Here is a 22,951-nt window from a genome sequence, read left to right on the forward strand (position 1 = left end):
ACCTGTGCAGTTTTCTATTTTGCATTTCTTATCTGTATTGCTTGCGGCTGCCACCGCCAGCCCCTGTGTGGCACAAACCAGCACACCCAGCGAAATCGAGGTTCAAACGGTTCTGGAACGGTTTGCGCCTATACAATTGCTCTCCTTTGCAGCCGGGTTTGAATATTGCGGGTACTTGGTGCGCAATCCGCAAGGCAAATTGACCTTTACCGAAATCGTCCGGGGTGGGCCGGATGGATGCACACCCTTGGTTCCATCGCCGGAAGTAGAATTGATCGCCTCGGTGCACACGCATGGCGCTTATGACCCCCTCGTTCCCGCCGAATTCCCCACAGTAATGGATATCGACAGCGACCGACGCGAGGGCGTGAATGGCTACATTGCAACTCCCGGTGGGCGGTTGTGGTATGTTGATAGCGCCGCCCTGACCGTGCACCAACTCTGCAATTCAAAATGCCTGCCCCAAGATCCGGAATTTCAACCCGGCGACGACGGAATTATTGCGTTGCACTACACGCGCCAAGAACTGCTCAATCAGGAACGAGCACAATGAAGCACTGCGTCTAACGCACGCTTTGCGCCAATTCGATCACATGCGGCCCCATGGCCGAGACGATACGTGCGACCCCTTCGGGGTTTGGATGGATGCCGTCATGTTGCATCCACTTACGCACTGCTGCGGGATCAGGTTCGTCCGATAGACCTTCAAAGAAGCTTGGGAAAAACAGGCTTTGATATTGCCCTGCTAGATCCGGGTAAATTGTATCAAATTCCGCTTTGTACTCCGCCCCGAAGTTTCCCGGCGCTTGCATTCCGACCAGCAAAACAGCCACATCGCTAGATTTTGCAGCTTCCATGATCTGCGTCAGATTCCCCCGCGACATGGCCGGATCAAGACCGCGCAGCAGGTCGTTCCCCCCTAGGGCGACGATCATTCCGTCAACATCAGGCGTCAGCGTCCACGCGACCCGTGCGGCGCCGCCAGCCGTGGTGTCCCCGGACACACCCGCATTGATCAAACGCACGTCAGCCCCCTGCGTATCCAGCCAGCGCTGCATTTGCGCGACGAACCCTTGCTCGGGTAACAACCCGTATCCTTGGGTCAGAGAATCCCCCAAAGCAGCGATCACAACAGGTTCGGCCGTTGCAGCAAAACCGCACAAGCTGAAAACACCACTCAATAAAACCTTGCGCAATCTGCTCACCACTCCATATCCCTTTCACCAGACACAATAGGACCGGCCCATGACTGATCCCATACTTTCGCTCCAAGATGTGACTTTGTCACTAGATGGCAATGCCGGACGCGTTGATATCCTGCATGGGGTGTCACTAGATGTTCAAAAAGGCGAAACACTTGGCATGATCGGGCCATCAGGGTCGGGGAAGTCCTCGCTTTTGATGCTGATGGGCGGGCTCGAGCAGGTCACGACGGGCACCATCACAGCGCTGGACCAAGATCTGACAGCCATGAACGAAGATGCGCTTGCCCGGTTCCGCCGCGATCATATGGGTGTGGTGTTTCAAAGCTTTCACCTGATCCCCACCATGACGGCGCTGGAAAACGTGGCGACCCCGCTAGAACTGGCCGGACACAAAGATGCCTTTGAGCGCGCCGAAGCCGAGCTTGAGGCCGTCGGTCTGGGTCATCGTGGCGATCACTATCCGGCGCAACTGTCGGGTGGCGAACAACAGCGGGTCGCTTTGGCGCGAGCCTCGGCCCCTCGGCCGCATATCCTGCTGGCGGACGAGCCAACCGGGAATCTAGATGAAACCAATGGCGCCGCAATCATGGATCTCTTGTTTGATTTGCGGGATCGCCACGGCGCAACCCTAATTCTCGTCACCCACAGCCATGCCTTGGCTGCGCGCTGCGACAGAACCATCCGCCTGAGAGACGGTCGTATCGCTGTAGACGCTGATCAGCGAGCCGCTGAATGAGCCTGCGTCTTGCCGCCCGCTTTGCCCGTCGTGAATTGCGTGGGGGACTGCGCGGCTTTCGGATTTTTCTCGCCTGTCTGGCCCTCGGAGTCGCGGCCATTGCTGCTGTAGGGTCCGTCCGCTCAGGCATCGAGGCTGGGCTGGCGCGAGAAGGGGCTGCCCTGCTCGGCGGCGACGCCGAGATGGAATTCACCTTCCGATTTGCGGACGACGCAGAACGCGCTTGGATGTCCCGGAACGCTGACCGTGTTTCTGAGATCGTAGATTTCCGTTCGATGGCTGTGGTTGATCGCAACGATCAATCTGAACGCGCGCTTACACAAATCAAATCTATTGATTCCGCTTATCCTTTGATTGGTTCAGTGCAGCTTGATCCCGCGATCGGTTTGGATACCGCTCTTGCCGGTCAAAACGGACAACCCGGCGCGGTCATGGAACGTGTCCTGATGGACCGGCTGGGTATCACCCCGGGCCAAACCTTCCGCCTTGGCACCCAAGACTTCGTTCTGATGGCGACGCTTGTGCGGGAACCAGATGGTGCGACCGGCGGGTTCGGCCTTGGCCCACGCACGATCGTGTTGACTGATTCCCTGACGGACTCAGGCTTGTTGGCTGCAGGCACGTTGTTTTCCACGAAATACCGGCTGGATCTTCCAGCCAACACAGACCTTGTCGCCACAGCAGCCTCGGCCAAAGAACAGTTCGACAGTTCGGGCCTGCGATGGACAGATGCGCGAAATGGCGCCCCCGGAGTGGCTGAGTTCGTCCGCCGGTTGGGTGCATTTCTGATCCTTGTTGGTCTTTCGGGCCTCGCCGTTGGCGGTGTTGGGGTGTCGGCGGCTGTTCGGGCCTATCTTGCTGAGAAAACCAGCACGATTGCCACCCTGCGCACAATGGGTGCAGACCGGCGCACCATTTTCCAAACCTATTTCCTTCAAATTGGCGCACTGTCGATTGTTGGCATTACGCTGGGATTGATCCTTGGCGGCATGACTCCGGTCCTGCTCGCCCCCCTGATCGAAGACCGCCTACCCATTCCAGCTGAATTCGCGCTGTATCCTAAACCCCTGTTCGAGGCAGCCCTTTACGGGTTGCTCACCGCGCTGATCTTTACGCTTTGGCCTTTGGCACGCACCGAAGAAGTGCGCGCGGCGACCCTGTTTCGCGATGCTTTGTCCACGGCCAAACTGCTTCCTCCCCTCCGCTATCTCATTGCCATTGCGGTTGGTTTGGTCGCGTTGGTGGGTTTGGCGGCGTGGTTCAGTGGCTCTGCAACCTTGACCCTGATGACAACGGGCGGCTTGGCCGGCGCCCTTGTTCTGTTGGCAGTCTCGGCGATTGCGATCCGATCGATTGCCCGCGCAGGAACACGTGCTGCGCGCAAACGCCCCGCCCTCAGATGGGCATTGGCGGCGATTTCCGGCCCGAGAGAGGGGGCAGCCTCTGTTGTCTTGTCACTGGGCCTTGGCTTAACCGTGCTCGCCGCTGTGGGGCAGATCGACGGAACATTGCGCAATGCCATTTCAGGCAACCTGCCCGACGTCGCGCCCTCTTATTTCTTTGTCGATATCCAAAAAGACCAAATGCCCGGGTTCAACGCCCGTCTGGCCGAAGACCCAGCCGTCAGCCGCGTCGAAAGCGCGCCAATGCTGCGCGGCGTCATTACCCGTATCAATGGAATTACAGCGAGCGACGTCGCCGGGGATCACTGGGTTGTGCAAGGTGATCGGGGCCTCACATATAATGCCGAGATGCCCGAAACTACCACACTGACAGCCGGTGAATGGTGGCCGAGTGATTACACGGGCCCGCCACAAATCAGCTTTGCCGCCGAAGAGGCCGCCGAGATTGGCCTGTCGCTGGGCGATACACTGACCATCAACATCCTTGGTCGAGATATCAAAGCAGAAATCACCTCGTTCCGCGATGTCGACTTCTCAACCGGTGGCATGGGGTTTGTCATGGCGATGAATGCTTCTGCCATCGCCGGGGCACCGCACAGCTTTATCTCGACCGTCTATGCCGAAGAACACGCCGAGGCTGCCATCCTGCGTGACCTTGCCAACCAGTTTCCAAACATCACTGCAATCCGAGTCCGCGACGCCATTGACCGAGTGTCTGACGTTCTGGCAGGCCTTGCCGCTGCCACCTCCTATGGGGCGGGCGCATCCCTGCTCACCGGGTTTCTTGTTCTGATCGGAGCAGCCGCAGCGGGCGAAGGCGCACGCACTTACGAGGCCGCAATTTTGAAAACCGTCGGCGCACCTCGGCGGCAGATTTTGCTTAGCTTTGCCATTCGCGCCGCCCTACTTGGGGCCGCCGCGGGTCTCGTGGCATTGGCTGCAGGTATTGCAGGGGGATGGGCCGTCAGCACCTATGTACTGGACACCAGCTTCTCGATCATCTGGCCCTCGGCAATTGGAATTGTTGTTGGCGGCGTGTTGGCAACATTGCTCGCTGGATTGCTCTTTGCGTGGCGTCCCTTGGCGTCGCGACCTGCACAAGTTCTAAGGGCGCGTGAGTAAATCAGCGCCCGCAGGACACCACAGGCTGAAGAATCTTGAGCAGATCAACATTGTCACAAACCAGCGCGTCCAGCGTAATTTCGTCCAGCGATGCATAAAAGGCGTGTGCTGCGTCTTGCAGGGCGATTCGCAAGCGACATGCCTTGGTCAGCGGGCATGTGTTATCCGCGTCCGCAAAACACTCGGCGATTGGTAATCCGCCTTCGATGTGGCGAAACACTTCGCCAATCTTAATTTTGTCGGCTGGCAAGGCAAGGTTCATCCCACCATTTCGACCGCGCTGTGTGCTGAGAAAGTTAAGCTGGCTCAATTGGTTGATGACCTGAGCCAGATGATTTTCCGAGATATTACAGACTTCGGCGATTTCCGCCTTTGTCACCAATCGATCGGGATGGGCCGCACAATACATCAGCAAACGGATCGCGATATTCGTCCTCTTGGTAATGCGCATGACGGCTCCTCCGATTGGTGTTGCAATAACGCTTTGTTGCACATTGGCGCAAAAAGCGGTTTGACATACATCAATAGAACACGAGGGGCAGAGGACCTGATGGCAGACCCATATTTCTTTGGCTACGGCAGTTTGGTGAACACCGCCACCCACGATTTTCCTGAACCTCGTCCCGCCACACTCAGCGGATGGCGGCGGGTCTGGCGGCATACGGATCTGCGGCCGGTTGCCTTTCTGACGGCGATACCGGACCCAACTTGTGCGATCCAAGGTCTAATTGCCCATGTTCCAAATGACGATTGGGAAGCCTTGGATGAACGCGAATGGGCTTATGATCGGATCTCCGTCACGCATGCCACCGAACACCCTGTAATACACGAAGTTGAAATCGCGGTTTATTCTGTGCCCGAGCATCGACAGTCCGCACCAGACACCCAACACCCGATCCTGCTCAGCTATCTGGATGTGGTTGTGCAAGGCTATGCCCGCGTCTTCGGGCCAGAGGGCGTTGACCATTTCTTTGCCACCACAGGCGGCTGGGATGCCCCCATTCTGGATGACAGGGCAGCCCCCCGTTATCCCCGCCATCAACCCATGGGCACGGACGAACACGCCTTGGTCGATGAATATCTGATGCGCTTAGGCGCCCAAACATTTCAGCTAACATAAAAGAAAGGCGAAACCGCTGGGGTTCCGCCTCTCTTCATTCTCGACACTCCAAAGCGTTTAGCCCTTGGCGCGAATAACCTGCAGCAAGGGCAGCAATGTTGCCATTTCTGGTCCGCGTTCTTGCCCGGTCAGCGCCTTGCGCAGCGGCATGAACAGACCCTTGCCTTTGCGGCCAGTGGCCTCTTTCACAGCCTTCGTCCAGGTGCCCCAAGTGTCGCCGTCCAACGATCCTTCGGGCAACAATGCCATTGCTTCAGCAATGAACGCACGATCATCGTCGTCAATCATGGGTTCTGCACCGTCTCGGCACAGCTCCCACCATCCGCCCAGATCTTTCAAGGTGGTAATGTTGCCGCGTGCCATCAACCAGAAATCTTCGGCCAGCTCAGCGGGCACTCCCACGTTTGCCACGGTATCAGCCACATCCGCCAAAGGCAGGGTTTGCAGATAATGTGCCGTCAGCGGATACAGATCCTGCACGTCAAATTTGGTTGGTGCCGCCCCGAAACGTTCAATATCAAAACCATCAACCAGCTCGGACATGTCAGTACGCAACTCAACCGGATCAGACGATCCAAGACGCGCCATCAGGCTTAGCAAGGCAAACGGCTGAACGCCGGCTTCACGCAAATCGCGCAAGGCCAATGTCCCCAAACGCTTGGACAATGCCTCGCCCTGCGGACCTGTCAGCAACGAGTGATGCGCAAAGTCCGGGCAGGTTCCGCCCAAGGCCTTGATGATCTGGATCTGCGTTGCCGTGTTGGTCACGTGATCCGATCCTCGCACAACATTGGTCACGCCCATTTCGGTGTCATCAACAACCGACGCAATCGTGTACAGCACCTGACCGTCGCCACGGATCAGAACCGGATCAGACACTGATGCCGCATCAATCGAGATATCGCCGAGAACGCCATCGTTCCACTCGATCCGCTCGTGATCCAGCTTGAACCGCCAAACACCGTTGCCACGCTCCGCACGCAACGCTTCCCGTTCGTCCGCTGACAGGTTGAGCGCCGCGCGGTCATAAACCGGTGGTTTGCCCATATTCAGTTGCTTCTTACGCTTCAGGTCCAACTCGGTCGGCGTTTCAAAGGCCTCATAAAACCGGCCCATCTCGCGCAGCTTGTCAGCCGCTTCGGCATACTGGTCCAAACGCTCTGATTGACGCTCGACCTTGTCCCAATGCAGGCCCAGCCATTCAAGGTCTTGCTTGATGGCATCAACATATTCTTCTTTGGACCGTACAGGGTCGGTATCATCGATCCTAAGAATAAACGTGCCGCCTGCTTTACGAGCGATAAGATAGTTCATCAGCGCGGTGCGCAGGTTGCCCACGTGTATGTAACCGGTGGGCGACGGGGCAAAACGAGTGGTTGTCATGGGTGTCTCCTGTTGCGGCGGCACATGTCATATGGGGGGCGTTTTGTCCAGCAAAAGGCCGCTTAGACATCTACTGCAGTGCGTTAACCAAATATCTCATCCAAAAGTCTGATAGGTTAACTCTACGAAAAGAAACTGGCCACAGCGTTCATTCGCACTAGTTCCCTTTTTTGAGACGCATTAGAGAGGAAACCATCCATGACCTTCAACCTAACCCGTCGAGCCGCCTTAACCGGGGCGGCAGCTTTGCCTTTGGCTGCGGCAACGACCCCGCTTTTAGCCGCAGCACATAGCTCCGGCGTTCACGCCCCAATCGCCCACAATTTCAAGCTGGGTGAGATGAGCGTTACAACGTTGCTAGACGGCAGCGCGATGCGCGAAGGGCCCAAGCCAATGTTTGGGGCAGCTGCCACAGATGAGGAGTTTGCTCAGGTATCTGAAGAAAACTTCATTCCACATGACACGCTTCAGTTTTACTTCACCCCAACACTTATCGATACCGGGTCCGAATTGATCCTCTTTGATACTGGTCTCGGTCAAGGTGGTTTACCCAAGGCTCTAGCTGCTGCTGGTGTTTCTCCTGACGCGATTGATACTGTTGTGATCACGCACATGCATCCCGATCACATTGGCGGCTTGATGACCGATGGCAAACCGACCTTTGCAAATGCCAAATATGTGACGGGGTCAACCGAGTACAATTTCTGGTCAAAAATGGACGCTGGAAATCGTGTCGGGGACATGGTGACAAATCTGGTGAAACCACTGGCCGAAAAGATGAGTTTTCTTGACGATGGTGGCAGTGTTGCATCGGGTATTACAGCGGTGTCCAGCTTTGGCCATACGCCCGGCCACATGTGTTACATGCTGGAAAGCGGTGGGCGACAGCTGGTGCTGACAGCCGACGTCGCCAACCACTATGTCTGGAGTTTCGCCCGCCCGGATTGGGCCTTTAGCTTTGACGCATCCCCCGAAGATGCTGCCGCGTCGCGTCGCAAGATCCTTGGTATGCTTGCAGCGGATAAAGTGCCGATGATTGGGTATCACATGCCATTTCCAGCCGCCGGGTTTGTCGAAGGCCGCGGTGACGGGTTCCGCTATGTGCCGGTCAGCTATCAGATGATGTCGTGACCATTCACTGACACGCTTAATATCCCGGGTTCGGCGCAACCCGGGAGCCATCGCTAAACCGAGAAAAGCGAAACTCATAAGGATCTACGATTGGGGCCGCCCCCATCACCAGATCGGCCATCAGCCGCCCTGCCCCGGGTCCGATCCCAAATCCGTGCCCTGAAAACCCCGTCGCAATGAACAGTCCTGGCAAGCTGTCGATTTCTGACATGACAGGAATAGCATCCGGCGTGACGTCTATCATGCCAGCCCACGTCTGGAGTATCTTAGCCCCCTGCAACACAGGAAAACCCGCACGCGCGGTTTTCCAAGCATTTTGGATCGCCTTTTCTGATGGTACCGGGTCCAGAATGCGACAGGCTTCGAACGGTGTCACATCATCGGGGCTCCATTTTCGGCGCTCAGCAGACTCAACAGACCACCGCTTGGTCAGCCGGAACCGCAGCGACCTCCATTCTTGTCGAAATGCCGGCAAAAAAGCCTGTGCCAGCCGAAAACTATCGGGCACCAGATCAACCGTATTTTCATGCCCCGACGCAATGGAATACCCCCCATCCGCCCGCTTGCGGATCGCAAAGTCATCCGACCACAGCGCAACCTCGGGGCCGTCTTCTACTGGCGACGTGCGCAAAACCGAATTCATGACTTTGAGCTGTGGCAGCTCGATCCCTGCATTCCCGGCAAACAACCGAGACCACGCACCGCCTGCCAGCACCACCTGATCACACCTGACCCGGCCGCGTTCTGTCACGACTCCGGTAACCTTACCTGCTTTGCTTTCGACACTGCGAACCGCGCATAGCGTCAGAATTGTCGCGCCACGATCACGGGCACCTTCAGCAATCGCCGGGGCCGCCAGCTGCGGTTCTGCCCGTCCATCTTGGGGCATGTGAAACGCGCACTCCAACGGGACTGCATGCTGGGGCAACAGCGCTTGCAAATCCGTGTCCGCAACCATCCACGCGCCAGATTGATAGCCATTCAAATTCTGCGACCAACGTTCAAGATTGTCTGCATCTCGCGCGCCCGAAGCCCCGAACGCAATGCCTGATTGGGTATATCCGGTCGTCCGACCGATCCGGGCATCAAGACCCTTCCACAAACGGATGGCTTCGACCATCAACGGAATTTCGCGTGGATCGCGCATCCCAAGGCGCACCCATCCCCAGTTTCGTGAACTCTGTTCGGCCCCGATGTCCCCTTTTTCGCACAACAGAACAGATCGTCCGCGCTCAGCCAGCTCTAACGCGGTTGAAACGCCGATGATCCCCCCACCGATGACAACAACATCAACCTGCGTGGGAACAGTTACATCAGAATGAAACGGGGTGGGTGTAGGTCCGGGCATATGCGCACCGAACCACGAGTTATCAAAGGCGTCCAGCCCTTAGTTCGGATCTCGCCATCGGTTCACAATCGGATACCTGCGGTCCAACCAAAAGGCCCGATCCGTCAACCGCGCGCCGGGGGCCGATTGAAAGCGTTTGTGCTCGCTGATGTAGATCAGATGTTCGATCTGCTTTGCCGTTGCACGATCAAAACCAGCCGCGACGCAATCCGCAATAGACCCGTCCTGATCCACCAGAATATTCAAAATCGCATCCAGCTCAGGATAGTCAGGCAAACTGTCGCTGTCTTTCTGATCTTCGCGCAACTCAGCACTGGGCGGCTTATCGATGACGGATGTAGGGATCACCGTGCCCGCCGGTCCCATCATCCAATTGCGATGATTGGCATTGCGCCACCGGCAGGTTTCAAACACCCGCGTTTTATACAGGTCTTTGATCGGGTTATACCCGCCCGCCATATCGCCGTAAATCGTCGCATACCCCACTGCGACTTCGGATTTATTGCCGGTGGTTAGCAGCATTTCCCCAAACTTGTTGGACATCGCCATCAACAAAAGTCCACGCAATCGCGATTGAATGTTTTCCTCGGCCAGCCCCGGCGCAAGCCCCTCGAAAAGTGGCGCCAAAGTCTGCGTGATCGCGGCGCGACCGTACGAAATCGGCACCAAATCGTACGAAACACCCAGCGCCTTGGCGACAGCTTCGGCATCGTTCAGGGAATTTTGCGACGTAAACTCTGAGGGCAACATGACACACCGCACATTGTCGGCCCCCAAAGCATCCACAGCGATGGTCGCCACAAGTGCCGAATCGACGCCGCCAGACAAGCCCAACAGAACCTTTTGAAATCCCGCTTTGGCCGCGTAGTCGCGCAAGGACTGCACCATGACGCGATAATCCTGCTCCCAATCATCGGGGTGTGGCGCAATTTCGCCGGGCACAATGCGCCACCCATCAGAGCCACGCTCAAGATCAACATGGCTGACCGTCTCGTCGAACAGTGGCATCCGCAAGGCCAAAGCCCCCCCCGGGTTCAGCGCAAAACTGCCGCCATCAAAAACCTGGTCATCCTGCCCGCCAACCATGTTCAAATAGATCAGCGGCAGACCCGTTTCGACCACCCGCGACACCATCTGATTCAGCCGCGCATCCGCTTTACCGCGATAATATGGCGACCCGTTCGGGATGAGCAAAAACTCTGCCCCGGTTTCCGCTTGCGTTTCCACAACGTCTTCGTGCCAGGCGTCCTCACAAATCGGGCTACCGATCCGCACACCGCCAACGACATAGGGTCCACTCATCGGGCCGGATTCAAACACACGCACTTCGTCAAACACAGCTTCATTGGGCAAATGATGCTTTAGAACCTGCGCCGAAATCTGCCCCCTCTGAAGGTTGAGATAGGCATTGAACAGCTTGCCCTGTTCGACCCAAGGCGCACCAATAGCCAAGGCCGGACCATCAGAACACGCGACTGCAAGCGCCTGAATTTCAGCCATCGCGGCCTGTTGAAACGCAGGTTTACGGACCAGATCCTGCGTGTTGTATCCGGTGATGAACATCTCGGGTAAAGCGACCAGATCGGCCTTTGCCGAGCGCCCTTGCTCCCAAGCCTCGCGAGCCTTGGCCGCATTTCCTGTCAAATCCCCCACAACCGGGTTCAGTTGCGCCAAAGTAATCCGAAATTGTTCCGCCATTCTGCCCTCTTGTCCCGCTCTTTCCCATCTCATTTAGCAGATACCCCCGCAAGGAACAGACAAACCCATCAAAAGACGTTGCTCCGCGCGCTCACCTGTCCTAATTTTACGTTACCGACCGCAATGTTGCGGCAAATTGGGCAGACTGAGGCACTCATGAACAAGATCCGCAAGACGATCGCAATTGCGTCGACTTTGGCCGTAGCCAGCACTGCGCAGGCCCAAACCGATCAGGTTCTGACCACTCAGGATGACATCGGCGGCGTGTACGAAGGTACGTTTCGCGGCGGTTTGCAGCACGGGACCGGGACCTACCGTTTGCCCAACGGCTATGAATACACCGGCAACTGGACCGACGGAGAGATCAAAGGACGCGGTGTGGCGCGCTTCCCCAACGGCTCGATCTATGAGGGTGAGTTTTCCAAAGGCAAACCCGAAGGCATCGGCAAGATTACCTTTTCAGACGGCGGCACCTATGACGGGGAATGGGCCAATGGCGTCATCAATGGCCAAGGCACCGCCATCTATGCCAACGGAGTCCGTTACGAAGGCGGTTTCCAAAACGCGCAGCATCATGGCAAAGGCGTCATGCAAAGCCCCGGCGGATATATTTACGACGGCGATTGGGTCGATGGTCAAAAGCAAGGTGTCGGTAAGATTTCCTACCCTGACGGGGCGCAGTACGACGGTGAAATCCTAGCAGGTCAGCGCCACGGGGAAGGTACCCTCGCCCTGCCTGACGGGCTGATCTATGTCGGTTTTTGGGCGGATGGTCAGATCAACGGCACTGGCCGCCTGACCCAAGCCAACGGAGATGTCTACGAAGGTGAGCTGATCGCAGGCCGCCGCGAAGGCCAAGGGCGCGTGGTTTATGCCAACGGGGACATTTACGAAGGGGCCTTTACCGACGATCGGCGTGATGGTCAGGGCACGTTCACCGGGACTGATGGCTATCTCTACACCGGCAATTGGGTTGCAGGCCAAATCGAAGGCCAAGGAACCGTCACCTACCCAGACGGATCTGTCTACACCGGCAGCTTTCGGGCGGATTTGGCGGATGGAACCGGCAAGATCACCTATCCCGACAATTCAAGCTATGAGGGTGAATGGGTCGCGGGTGTCATCGATGGCACGGGAACAGCGATCTACGCAAACGGCATCGTTTACAAAGGCGACTTCAAGAACGCCAAGAACCACGGCACAGGCGTCATGACCTATGCGGATGGGTATCGCTACGAAGGGGATTGGCAAGATGGCCTGCGTCACGGAACGGGCAAAGCCACTTATCCTGACGGCGCCATATACACAGGCCAATATGTCAGAGGTCAACGCGAAGGACAGGGCGAAATCGTGATGTCCGATGGGTTCAAATACGCAGGTGCTTGGCAAAACGGAAAAATCAGCGGCACCGGTGTCGCGACCTATGCAAATGGCGATGTTTACGAGGGTAATTTCCGTAATGGCAAGCGTCAGGGCGAAGGCACGATGCGATACGCCAGCGGCTCACAGGAAAAAGGTGACTGGGAAAACGGCGCGCTGAAATCCGACAGCCCCTCGGACGGATAATCCCGCCTTTCCCAAACGCGCAATCGAAGGGTGGAGATTGAAAATTCACCCTTTCCATTCCCACAAACGCATGTATAAAATCGTCTTATGTTGAACCGCGCACATATCATTGCATCGCCCGCTGCCCTGCGCAGCGCAGCTCTGCGCGGCCTACTGATCCTAACTCGCCTCTGAGCGTGCCATCCGGTGCGTCCGCTCAGAGGAGATAGCCATCGCACCAAACGGCTTTAGGACAGATACGAAAGTGACCCACAAAATGACCAATGCATTTGACCAAGACCGCGTCTTGATCTTTGACACCACGCTCCGTGACGGCGAACAAAGCCCCGGTGCCACGATGACACATGATGAAAAGCTCGAGATTGCCGGGCTTTTGGATGAAATGGGCGTCGATATTATCGAGGCTGGTTTCCCTATCGCGTCTGAGGGCGATTTCAACGCCGTATCAGAGATCGCACGGAACTCTAAGAACAGCCGCATCTGTGGCCTTGCGCGCGCGAACTTTGCTGACATCGACCGGTGTTGGGACGCGGTGAAGCACGCGGAAAAGAACCGCATTCACACCTTTATCGGCACCTCGGCCCTGCACCGCGCCATTCCAAATCTCACCATGGATGAGATGGCTGACAAGATCCATGATACGGTCACCCACGCCCGCAACCTTTGCGACAATGTGCAGTGGTCTCCGATGGATGCCACCCGGACCGAATGGGACTATCTGTGTCGCGTAATAGAGATTGCGATCAAAGCAGGCGCAACAACGATCAACATCCCGGATACCGTGGGCTATACCGCCCCTGTGGAATCGGCCGATCTGATCAAGAAATTGATCGAAACGGTTCCCGGTGCGGATGAAGTGATTTTTGCCACCCATTGTCACAACGACCTTGGCATGGCGACTGCGAACTCTTTGGCGGCTGTTGCCGGCGGCGCACGTCAGATCGAATGCACCATCAACGGCTTGGGTGAGCGCGCAGGCAATACTGCGCTCGAAGAGGTCGTTATGGCCCTCAAGGTGCGCAACGACATCATGCCTTGGCACACGGGCGTGGACACCAAAAAGATCATGCACATCTCACGTCGTGTGGCGACCGTGTCTGGTTTCCCGGTGCAGTTCAACAAAGCCATTGTTGGTAAAAATGCCTTTGCCCATGAATCTGGCATCCATCAGGATGGCATGCTCAAGAACAAAGAAACATTCGAGATCATGCGTCCCGAGGACGTGGGCCTTTCTGGCACATCCCTCCCCCTTGGTAAGCACTCAGGGCGCGCCGCGTTGCGGGACAAGCTGAACACTCTCGGCCACGAGGTTGGCGACAACCAGCTCAAGGACATTTTTGTTCGCTTCAAAGATTTGGCGGATCGCAAGAAAGAGGTGTTCGACGACGACATCGTTGCCTTGATGCGGACCGGGGAAGACGCAGGAAATGATGCCCTGCAGATCGTGTCGATGAAGGTTGTCTGTGGCACAGGTGGCCCGGCAGAATCGACGGTTGAGATGGAAATCGACGGCAAAGATGTCATCGCGACAGAACACGGCGATGGGCCCGTTGATGCAACCTTCAAAGCGATCCGCGTTCTGCACCCCAACAAGGCACGGCTTCAGCTGTATCAAGTCCATGCGGTCACCGAAGGCACAGATGCGCAGGCAACCGTCACCGTGCGTCTGGAAGAAGATGGTGTGATTGCCACCGGTGAATCGGCAGATACAGACACAGTGCTTGCCTCGGCCAAGGCCTATGTCAAAGCGCTGAACCGGTTAATCGTGCGCCGGGAAAAAACGGGCCCAGGCATTGATACGCGCGAAATCTCGTACAAAGACGCAACCTGATCGCTGATCACGGTACAATAAAGTAGGGCGGCTTGATCTCAGGCCGCCCTTTTTACATCTCAAGTTGGTGAGATCACCAATAAAACAAACTTAAATCAACACGGCGCCCGGGCTCGATCAGTGAATAGTAAAAGACCGGATCACTCTCGAGATCGTTCATCCCAGATACAGCGTACCCTTCGGTAGGCACCCCATTTGCGTCATAGTTCAATTGGTAATCCCCATTTTCGTCATGAAACGCGATGACTGAATAATAGGCATTGTTCAGGTCCGGGAAATCCACCCGCTGAGAGGTCGTTTTAGCCGGAAGCTCGACATAGCTGGCAGCCCGCTGGATATCCATCCTGTCAAACGACTCTTGTTGGTCAAAAGCCATGACAATCAGCTTGCCGGTGTCATTGCGGGCCCCATGCATGTTAATGACCAACCCATCATCGGACTGTGTGCCCGTAGACGAGGCCGTTGCCACGGGGATGTCCGTTTTGACTTGCGACGCAACCCAAGCCCCGCCCACAAAAAGAACTGCGGTGGCAAAGGCTGCGGCGATGCGTTTGGAATAAGATGGCATCTGTCAGATCCTCAGGTCTTATTTCGCGGATGAAGCGGAGGTTTTTTTCTTTGGGCGCCATCCCGGAGGGCCAAAGATCACCCCCATTTTGTTCCCGAACCCAGGCATTTTCCAAACATCCACTGCGAGACGTTGGAACCCGTGAAAGAAGGCCACAAAGGGGTTTACCGAATTGATCGGCGTGACCAGACCATACACGACCTCTTCCTTTTCTTCAGCAAAGGTGCCGAACATCCGGTCCCAGATGATGAAAATGCCAGCATAGTTTTTATCCAGATACTTGCGGTTCGACCCGTGGTGAACCCGGTGGTGCGAGGGCGTGTTCATAATCCATTCGATCGGCTTCCACAGCTTGCCAACAACTTCGGTATGCAACGCAGTCTGATACAGCTGAACCAGCAGCTCCACGACCAGAACCATGAAGGGATTGAAGCCCAGTAAAACCAACGGCAGATGAAAGAACAACGGCCAGAATCCATCAAGGGGACCGTGCCGATAAGCCACCGAAATATTGAAGAACGGCGAACTATGATGCACCGAGTGCGTTGCCCAGAGAAAGTTGATCCGATGCAAAATCCGGTGTTCCCAGTAATAGGCGAGATCAGCAAGGACCAGCACGATCAGGAAGGACGCCCAAGTGGTTGGGATATCAAACACAGCAAACTGCGAAGCCCAAACATAGGCCCCGACGTAGAACGCCCCCATAAAGACAAAGGTGATCCCGATAAAAAATGCGAGGGTAACGAAATTGGTTACAGTGTCCCCTGTCATTTCCCAATTTAACTTTTTGCCAACCGCATACCGGATCAACTCAAATGCAAGGAACGCAAGCGCAAACACAAAGAACCAATCATCAACCAAGGTTTCCCAGTGATTGAGTTGAAAATCGCTGATGTGGCGATTCAAGAATTCCATCTGGACCTCATCTTTTCAGAAGTTTATTGTCTATCTTGACAGATTAAATAGCACCCCTTCACCAGAATGCAACAACGCAAGGAATATTTGGTTATTCCCTCGGTCAGTTCGGCGCACTTTTAGGCAAACACTCAAAGCAGCCCAAAAAACCAAGGTACACCAGCGTTTTCTCGTGCTCTCTGAAGCCCGTATTACAATGAAAGGGCGGAAACGCGCTGTTTCCGCAGATTCGACCCTTCCCCCCTCCCCTCCTGCCGACTATAAGACGGGGGTCCAGCGCCTTATGAGAGTCGCAGGACCAAATGGCAGTTCTCAACAGGAAAATGCGTATATGTCGTGGTTTGGAAATCTTGGCGGCTTGTTCACATCGGACATGGCAATCGACCTCGGAACGGCGAATACGCTGGTTTATGTCAAAGGGCGCGGTGTCATTCTGTCTGAACCGTCGGTGGTGGCCTATCACGTCAAGGACGGCGTCAAAAAGGTCTTGGCCGTTGGTGAAGATGCGAAATTGATGTTGGGCCGGACCCCCGGTTCCATCGAGGCCATCCGCCCGATGCGCGAAGGCGTTATCGCTGATTTCGACACGGCCGAAGAAATGATCAAGCATTTTATTCGCAAGGTGCACAAACGGTCGACCTTTTCCAAGCCCAAGATCATCGTCTGCGTCCCGCATGGCGCAACCCCTGTCGAAAAAAGAGCGATTCGCCAGTCGGTTCTGTCTGCAGGCGCCCGTCGCGCCGGCCTGATTGCCGAACCAATTGCCGCTGCAATTGGCGCAGGCATGCCGATAACCGACCCCACCGGGAACATGGTTGTCGATATCGGCGGCGGAACAACCGAAGTCGCGGTTCTGTCGCTTGGCGATATTGTTTATGCCCGTTCTGTCCGGGTTGGTGGCGACCGCATGGATGAGGCGATCATTTCTTACCTGCGTCGTCAACAGAACCTGCTGGTTGGGGAATCAACCGCCGAACGCATCAAGACCTCGATCGGTACCGCACGCATGCCCGATGACGGGCGCGGCCAATCAATGCAAATTCGTGGTCGCGATCTGTTGAACGGCGTTCCCAAGGAAATCGAAATCAGCCAAGCGCAGGTTGCCGAAGCTCTGGCCGAGCCTGTTCAGCAAATTTGCGAAGCTGTCATGACCGCGCTGGAAACCACTCCGCCTGATCTGGCGGCAGATATTGTCGACCGGGGTGTTATGCTGACTGGTGGTGGCGCGCTGTTGGGTGATCTGGATCTGGCCCTGCGTGAATCAACTGGCCTGGCCGTCTCGATCGCTGACGAAAGTTTGAATTGTGTGGCTCTGGGCACCGGCAAAGCGTTGGAGTACGAAAAGCAACTTCGCCACGCGATTGACTACGACAGCTAAGGCACGCAATTTTAGAGCACCTGGTCAAAACATAGGCACCTGCGTGCCTAGACCCGTTTGACGAAAGGACCCGCGTGGCCAACGACCGATCACAACGTGAGGATTACGCCGCCCCCCTGCGCCGCCTGCTGCTGGGTGTTATCCTGTTGTGCTTGTTGGGTATATTCCTTGTTTGGCGTATCGATAGCCCGCGTGTAGAACGGTTCCGCTCTCAAATTACAGATCAGGTCGTACCCTCGATGAACTGGGCCATGGTGCCTGTGACCGGGGCCATCAACCTGCTCCGTGATTTTCAAAGCTATCAACGTCTCAGCGACCAAAACCGAGAGTTGCGCAGCGAATTGCGCCAAATGCGGGCCTGGAAAGAAGCCGCCCTGCAGCTTGAACAGGAAAATGCTCGTCTGTTGGATCTCAACAACGTGCGCTTGGATCCGCGTCTGACTTATATCACTGGCGTCGTGATGGCCGACAGTGGCTCTCCGTTCCGGCAATCCGTTTTGCTGAACGTGGGCGCGCGCGATGGCATCGTTGATGGCTGGGCCGCAGTGGATGGGATTGGCTTGGTTGGGCGTATTTCAGGAACCGGGCGAAACACTGCGCGCGTGATCCTGTTGACGGATGCCGCCAGCTCTGTCCCAGCAACGATCCAGCCGTCTGGACAGACCGCGCTGATCGCGGGGGACAACACCATCGCGCCGATCATTGATTTTCTGGAAAACCCCGATCTGGTTCGCCCCGGAGATCGGGTTATCAGTTCAGGCGATGGTGGGGTTTTTCCTGCCGGTTTGCTGATTGGACAGGTCGCTGCAGATCCGTCTGGCCGCATGCGGGTGCGCTTGTCAGCCGACTATGAACGGCTCGAGTTCCTGCGAGTGCTGCGCCATCATGGGACCGAGTCCGTATCTGACCCCGGAACAATTGTAACGCCGGCTGGTCCAATTAACCTCACGCTCGAGCCGCCGACGGAGGCTGGAGATGGATAATCTTGGGCTGTCTCGCGTGTGGTGGATGCGTTTCGTATATCTTGGGTTGGCCATGACCCTGCTCTTTTTCCAGCTGTTGCCGCTTGAAACGCTGCCTCGGGGTTGGGCCCCACCTGATCTGCTTGTTGCGATCACGTTTGCTTGGATGTTGCGACGTCCGGATTATGTGCCCCTGCTCAGCATCGCGGCGGCCCTTCTTTTAACCGACCTGTTGCTGCAGCGCCCGCCCGGATTATGGGCGGCTTTGGTGGTTGCGGGCTGCGCCTTTCTCAAGAGCCGGGTATCGGGCCAAGGGGAAATCAGCTTTGTTGGCGAATGGGCCTCGGTTGGATTGGTTCTGATCGCAATCACCGTTTTCAATCGGCTCATCTTGGGCATCACTGCGGTCGAATTGACCTCACTTTGGTTGGTGTTCTGCCAGCTTCTGTTGACGATTGTCGTTTATCCGATCGTAGCCCTGATCAGTCAGACCCTGATGGGTGTGCGCAAGCTTACCCCCGCTGACGCAGACGTCTTGGGAGCGCGCGCATGAAACGCAATCCTCGTGAGTTAGAAACGACACATAGAAAATTGAGCCGGCGCACCTTGCTGGTGGGTGGCATTCAGGCCGCTTTTGTCGGCGGCTTGGCAATGCGCATGCGCTATATGCAGGTTGATCAGGCCGACCAGTTCCGTCTGCTTGCCGAAGAAAACCGGATCAACATCCGCCTGATCCCGCCGAAGCGTGGCGAAATTTTTGATCGCAATGGCAAGATCATCGGGCAAAATATTCCGTCTTATCGGGTTGTGATCGTGCGCGAAGATGCGGGCGACGTCGAAAAAGTCATTGAAAACCTGACCCGTCTGATCCCCCTCAACGATGAAGAGCTGGCCCGCGCCCGCACTGAAATGCGGCGGTCTGCTCCGTTTTTACCTGTCACACTAGCGGACCGTATCACGTGGGAAGATATCTCAAAGGTGGCGGTGAATGCCCCCGCGCTTCCCGGCATCACCCCAGAGGTTGGTCTGACCCGCGTTTACCCACAAAGCGATGATTTCGCCCATGTGGTTGGATACGTGGGACCGGTCAGTGACTATGACCTCAGCCAGATCACAGATCCCGAACCGGTGCTTCGGATCCCTCGCTTTCAAATCGGGAAGGTCGGATTAGAAGCCAAACGTGAGGACCTGTTGCGGGGAAAAGCAGGCGCCAAACGCGTCGAGGTCAATGCTACCGGCCGCGTCATGCGCGAATTGGACCGACGCGAAGGTCAGCAAGGGGCTGACCTGCAACTCACCGTTGATGCCGAATTGCAGGAATACGTTCAGGCCCGACTGGGTGACGAAAGTGCAGCAGCCGTTATCGTCGATTGCGAAACTGGCGATCTCAGAGCTATCGCTTCGGCCCCTTCTTTCGATCCAAATTTGTTTGTGCGGGGTATTTCGTTAGCCGATTACCGCGGGCTGACTGAGAACACCTATCGCCCACTGGCCAACAAAACCGTGCAGGGCACCTATCCCCCCGGATCGACCTTTAAAATGATCACAGCGCTGGCCGCGCTTGAAGCCGGTGTTACCGGACCGGATGATACCGTGTATTGCCCCGGCTACCTCGAAGTTGGTAGCCGCAGGTTCCATTGCTGGCGGCGCGGCGGTCACGGGCATGTGGATTTGCTGAATTCGCTCAAGCAGAGCTGCGACGTCTATTATTACGAAATGGCACTCAAAGTCGGTATCGATAAGATCTCCGCAATGGCGCAAAAATTCGGGCTTGGAGTAAAGCACAATATCCCGATGTCTGCCGTTGCCCGCGGCCTTGCCCCCAACCGGGATTGGAAATCGCGCGTTCACGGGCAGGACTGGCTTGTGGGTGACACGGCAAACGCCTCGATCGGCCAAGGGTTCATGCTGGCGTCCCCAATGCAACTTGCCGTTATGACAGCCCGTATTGCGACAGGACGCAGTGTGTCGCCCCGCCTTGTGAAATCCGCCAACGGGGTTGAACAACCAACCGGCGCGGGTGAGGTTATGGATCTGAACGAGAACAATCTGCGCAGGCTGCGTCGGGGCATGTATGCGGTCAGCAATGAACGACGCGGCACTGCATATGGGTCTCGCATTATCGCAGATGCCTTTCGGATGGCGGGTAAAACCGGAACCAGTCAGGTTCGCAACATTACAGCCGCCGAACGGGCCGCCGGCGTCATCAGAAACAAAGACCTGCCATGGGAACGCCGAGATCACGCACTGTTTGTTGGGTTTGCGCCGTTTGACAATCCCAAATACGCCGTGTCGGTTGTTGTTGAACATGGCGGTGGTGGATCAAAGGCGGCGGCCCCAATTGCCCGCGATGTCATGCTGCAAGCGCTCTACAACGGCCAGCCACCGCTCGAAGCTTACCCCAAAAAAGACCGCAGCCGCATAAAGGCACAGCAAGAGCGATTGCAGGGCGGACGTCGCCCCAAAGCCCGCCCAGATGGCAAAGACCGCGCATGAGCTATCTCGAGTATTCGGTCAAATCCACGCCAACGGGCCTGCGCAAGATCTTGTTTATGAACTGGCCCCTGACACTGTTGCTAATCAGCGTTGCGTGTGTTGGTTTTCTGATGCTCTATTCCGTCGCTGGCGGGTCGTTCACCCCCTGGGCAGAACCCCAGATGAAACGGTTTGTTTTGGGCTTGGGCGTTATGACCGTGGTCGCGTTGGTTCCGATCTGGTTCTGGCGGAACATGGCTGTTCTGGCCTACGCTGTCTCTATCATGCTGCTGATTGCGGTTGAGCTGTTTGGAACGGTTGGCATGGGGGCGCAGCGTTGGATCGACATTGGCTTTATGCGCCTGCAACCTTCTGAACTGATGAAAATCACCCTGATCATGGTTTTGGCCGCCTATTACGACTGGCTTCCCGGCAACAAAACCTCGCGCCCGCTGTGGGTTCTGGTACCTGTGCTTATCATCTTGCTTCCGACCTTTATGGTCTTACGGCAACCCGATCTTGGCACCTCGATCCTGTTGTTGATGGCCGGTGGGGGTTTGATGTTCCTTGCTGGCGTCCATTGGGCGTACTTTGCCGCCGTCATTGCAGCAGGAGTTGGCCTGATCACAGCCGTGTTCCAAGGGCGCGGTACGGACTGGCAACTGCTCAAAAACTATCAATATCGCCGGATTGATACCTTTCTTGACCCATCGTCCGACCCCTTGGGCGCGGGCTATCATATCACACAGTCCAAAATCGCATTGGGCTCTGGCGGATGGACAGGTCGGGGGTTTATGCAAGGCACTCAATCCCGCTTGAATTTTCTGCCCGAAAAACACACCGATTTCATCTTTACCACATTAGCCGAAGAGTTTGGATTCGTCGGGGGGTTCTCCCTGCTCGGGCTTTATACCCTCATCATCGTGTTTTGCATCGCGACCGCAATCGCCACAAAGGATCGTTTTTCTTCGCTTGTCACGCTTGGTGTTTCGATCAATTTCTTTCTGTTCTTTGCCGTCAACATGTCGATGGTCATGGGCCTGGCACCGGTTGTCGGGGTTCCATTGCCAATGGTCAGCTATGGCGGGTCAGCCATGCTGGTTTTGATGCTCGCTTTTGGCTTGGTTCAAAGTGCCCACATTCACCGCCCCCGAGGAGCCCCCAGATGACAATCAACATCCTGTTTGCTGCCAAGGCAGAACGCTGGACAACATACCAAGCTCCGTTGACAGAGGCCCTAAAGGCCGCCGGGCTTGAGTTCGATCTGCGGACAGATTTCCCACCGGCTGAGGTCGATTACATCGTCTACGCCCCAAACAGTGATGTGCAGGATTTCACGCCCTATACCCGGCTAAAAGCCGTTCTCAATCTATGGGCCGGTGTCGAAGATGTGGTTGGGAATGCGACCCTGACTGTCCCGCTCACCCGCATGGTCGATCACGGCTTAACGCAGGGCATGGTGGAATGGGTAACCGGGCATACGCTGCGTTATCATCTGGGTATCGACGCGCACATCAATGGCCAAGACGGTGTATGGCGAAAGGATATCCCCCCCCTCGCACAGGACCGCAAGGTCACCGTTCTGGGGCTTGGCGCCTTGGGCGCAGCAGTTTCGCAAGCTCTTGTTGGATTGGGGTTTGATGTGACCGGGTGGAGCCGTTCGGCCAAAACCGTGGAGGGCGTCAATTGCTTACATGGTCCAGCAGGTCTTACAGCAGCTTTGGAAACCGCAGAAATCTTAATCCTTTTGCTGCCCAACACCCAAGCAACCGAAAACACACTGCGGGCGGAAACGTTAGAAATCATGCCCAAGGGAGCATGTATCATCAACCCGGGGCGCGGCCCCTTGATCAATGATCATGATCTCTTACAGGCGCTCAATTCCGGGCAGATTGCGCATGCCACTTTGGATGTGTTTCGCGTCGAACCCTTGCCCACCGAAGATCCCTATTGGGCGCATCCAAACGTGACGGTCACGCCGCACATTGCTTCAGAAACACGTCCGACGACCGCCAGCCAAATTGTTGCGGACAACATCCAGCGATCAGAAACAGGCCAGCCGCTGCTGCACGTTGTTGATCGTGCCTTAGGGTACTGAAACTGAAAAAGG

Annotated in this window: 20 protein-coding genes; 13 read left to right on the forward strand and 7 right to left on the reverse strand. The window is 56.2% G+C overall.

Features of this window, described 5'->3' with window-relative positions:
• Positions 1 to 4: 4 nt before the first annotated feature.
• Entirely contained in the window at positions 5 to 553 is a 549-nt protein-coding gene (locus tag ABWV33_RS07780; RefSeq protein ID WP_353329877.1) for a DUF4329 domain-containing protein, read from the forward strand.
• Positions 554 to 563: 10 nt separating this feature from the next.
• On the opposite strand, the gene ABWV33_RS07785 is transcribed toward ABWV33_RS07780, so the two are convergent.
• Positions 564 to 1,196, reverse strand: coding sequence for an arylesterase (locus tag ABWV33_RS07785; RefSeq protein WP_353330297.1), 633 nt, complete (start codon positions 1,194 to 1,196; stop codon positions 564 to 566).
• Positions 1,197 to 1,245: 49 nt separating this feature from the next.
• Between ABWV33_RS07785 and ABWV33_RS07790 the strand changes: the two genes are divergently transcribed.
• Both ABWV33_RS07790 and ABWV33_RS07795 read left to right on the forward strand, forming a co-directional pair.
• The gene (locus ABWV33_RS07790; protein WP_113825360.1) at positions 1,246 to 1,941 is read left to right on the forward strand and encodes an ABC transporter ATP-binding protein; all 696 of its coding nucleotides are present in this window, start codon (positions 1,246 to 1,248) and stop codon (positions 1,939 to 1,941) included.
• A complete protein-coding gene (locus ABWV33_RS07795) occupies positions 1,938 to 4,466 on the forward strand; it encodes an ABC transporter permease (protein WP_353329879.1) in 2,529 nt (842 codons plus the stop codon). The genes ABWV33_RS07790 and ABWV33_RS07795 overlap by 4 nt, the downstream gene beginning before the upstream one ends.
• Before the next feature lies 1 nt (position 4,467).
• Here the strand turns inward: ABWV33_RS07795 and ABWV33_RS07800 are convergent, their stop codons facing one another.
• The gene (locus tag ABWV33_RS07800) at positions 4,468 to 4,917 is read right to left on the reverse strand and encodes an RrF2 family transcriptional regulator (protein WP_113825362.1); all 450 of its coding nucleotides are present in this window, start codon (positions 4,915 to 4,917) and stop codon (positions 4,468 to 4,470) included.
• Positions 4,918 to 5,016: 99 nt separating this feature from the next.
• On the opposite strand from ABWV33_RS07800, the gene ABWV33_RS07805 reads away from it, so the two are divergent.
• The gene (locus tag ABWV33_RS07805) at positions 5,017 to 5,586 is read left to right on the forward strand and encodes a gamma-glutamylcyclotransferase family protein (protein ID WP_353329881.1); all 570 of its coding nucleotides are present in this window, start codon (positions 5,017 to 5,019) and stop codon (positions 5,584 to 5,586) included.
• Between the two features lie 57 nt (positions 5,587 to 5,643).
• Here ABWV33_RS07805 and gltX read toward each other — a convergent pair whose 3' ends face one another.
• Complete coding sequence (gltX, locus tag ABWV33_RS07810) at positions 5,644 to 6,969, reverse strand: glutamate--tRNA ligase (protein ID WP_113825364.1); 1,326 nt, start codon at positions 6,967 to 6,969, stop codon at positions 5,644 to 5,646.
• A gap of 198 nt (positions 6,970 to 7,167) precedes the next feature.
• On the opposite strand from gltX, the gene ABWV33_RS07815 reads away from it, so the two are divergent.
• Complete coding sequence (locus tag ABWV33_RS07815; protein ID WP_113825365.1) at positions 7,168 to 8,100, forward strand: MBL fold metallo-hydrolase; 933 nt, start codon at positions 7,168 to 7,170, stop codon at positions 8,098 to 8,100.
• 16 nt (positions 8,101 to 8,116) lie between these two features.
• On the opposite strand, the gene ABWV33_RS07820 is transcribed toward ABWV33_RS07815, so the two are convergent.
• A complete protein-coding gene (locus tag ABWV33_RS07820; RefSeq protein WP_353329884.1) occupies positions 8,117 to 9,448 on the reverse strand; it encodes an NAD(P)/FAD-dependent oxidoreductase in 1,332 nt (443 codons plus the stop codon).
• 39 nt (positions 9,449 to 9,487) lie between these two features.
• The gene (locus ABWV33_RS07825; RefSeq protein WP_353329886.1) at positions 9,488 to 11,146 is read right to left on the reverse strand and encodes an NAD+ synthase; all 1,659 of its coding nucleotides are present in this window, start codon (positions 11,144 to 11,146) and stop codon (positions 9,488 to 9,490) included.
• A 156-nt stretch (positions 11,147 to 11,302) separates the two neighbouring features.
• On the opposite strand from ABWV33_RS07825, the gene ABWV33_RS07830 reads away from it, so the two are divergent.
• Together ABWV33_RS07830 and ABWV33_RS07835 are read left to right on the forward strand one after the other, a co-directional pair.
• Positions 11,303 to 12,712: an MORN repeat-containing protein gene (locus tag ABWV33_RS07830; protein ID WP_353329888.1), complete on the forward strand. Its 1,410-nt coding sequence runs from the start codon at positions 11,303 to 11,305 to the stop codon at positions 12,710 to 12,712.
• Positions 12,713 to 12,968: 256 nt separating this feature from the next.
• Positions 12,969 to 14,543, forward strand: a complete 1,575-nt coding sequence (locus ABWV33_RS07835; RefSeq protein WP_113825369.1) for a 2-isopropylmalate synthase — start codon at positions 12,969 to 12,971, stop codon at positions 14,541 to 14,543.
• Positions 14,544 to 14,616: 73 nt separating this feature from the next.
• Here ABWV33_RS07835 and ABWV33_RS07840 read toward each other — a convergent pair whose 3' ends face one another.
• Both ABWV33_RS07840 and ABWV33_RS07845 read right to left on the reverse strand, forming a co-directional pair.
• Positions 14,617 to 15,111: a DUF2141 domain-containing protein gene (locus ABWV33_RS07840; RefSeq protein ID WP_353329890.1), complete on the reverse strand. Its 495-nt coding sequence runs from the start codon at positions 15,109 to 15,111 to the stop codon at positions 14,617 to 14,619.
• Between the two features lie 18 nt (positions 15,112 to 15,129).
• On the reverse strand, positions 15,130 to 16,026 hold the full coding sequence (locus ABWV33_RS07845; RefSeq protein ID WP_353329892.1) for a sterol desaturase family protein: 897 nt from the start codon (positions 16,024 to 16,026) through the stop codon (positions 15,130 to 15,132).
• Between the two features lie 331 nt (positions 16,027 to 16,357).
• Here ABWV33_RS07845 and ABWV33_RS07850 point away from each other — a divergent pair, with 331 nt between their 5' ends.
• The 6 genes from ABWV33_RS07850 to ABWV33_RS07875 all read left to right on the forward strand — a co-directional run bounded on the left by ABWV33_RS07850 (position 16,358) and on the right by ABWV33_RS07875 (position 22,939).
• A complete protein-coding gene (locus tag ABWV33_RS07850; protein ID WP_113825372.1) occupies positions 16,358 to 17,404 on the forward strand; it encodes a rod shape-determining protein in 1,047 nt (348 codons plus the stop codon).
• A gap of 74 nt (positions 17,405 to 17,478) precedes the next feature.
• The gene (gene mreC, locus ABWV33_RS07855; RefSeq protein ID WP_353329894.1) at positions 17,479 to 18,387 is read left to right on the forward strand and encodes a rod shape-determining protein MreC; all 909 of its coding nucleotides are present in this window, start codon (positions 17,479 to 17,481) and stop codon (positions 18,385 to 18,387) included.
• Positions 18,380 to 18,919, forward strand: coding sequence for a rod shape-determining protein MreD (locus ABWV33_RS07860; RefSeq protein ID WP_121998395.1), 540 nt, complete (start codon positions 18,380 to 18,382; stop codon positions 18,917 to 18,919). Before mreC ends, ABWV33_RS07860 begins: the two co-directional genes overlap by 8 nt.
• Entirely contained in the window at positions 18,916 to 20,862 is a 1,947-nt protein-coding gene (mrdA, locus tag ABWV33_RS07865) for a penicillin-binding protein 2 (protein WP_353329896.1), read from the forward strand. Before ABWV33_RS07860 ends, mrdA begins: the two co-directional genes overlap by 4 nt.
• A complete protein-coding gene (gene rodA / locus ABWV33_RS07870) occupies positions 20,859 to 22,010 on the forward strand; it encodes a rod shape-determining protein RodA (protein ID WP_113825376.1) in 1,152 nt (383 codons plus the stop codon). The genes mrdA and rodA overlap by 4 nt, the downstream gene beginning before the upstream one ends.
• On the forward strand, positions 22,007 to 22,939 hold the full coding sequence (locus ABWV33_RS07875) for a 2-hydroxyacid dehydrogenase (RefSeq protein WP_353329898.1): 933 nt from the start codon (positions 22,007 to 22,009) through the stop codon (positions 22,937 to 22,939). Before rodA ends, ABWV33_RS07875 begins: the two co-directional genes overlap by 4 nt.
• Positions 22,940 to 22,951 lie beyond the last annotated feature (12 nt).

The organism is Phaeobacter sp. NW0010-22 (assembly GCF_040365955.1).
GTDB lineage: Bacteria > Pseudomonadota > Alphaproteobacteria > Rhodobacterales > Rhodobacteraceae > OMPR01.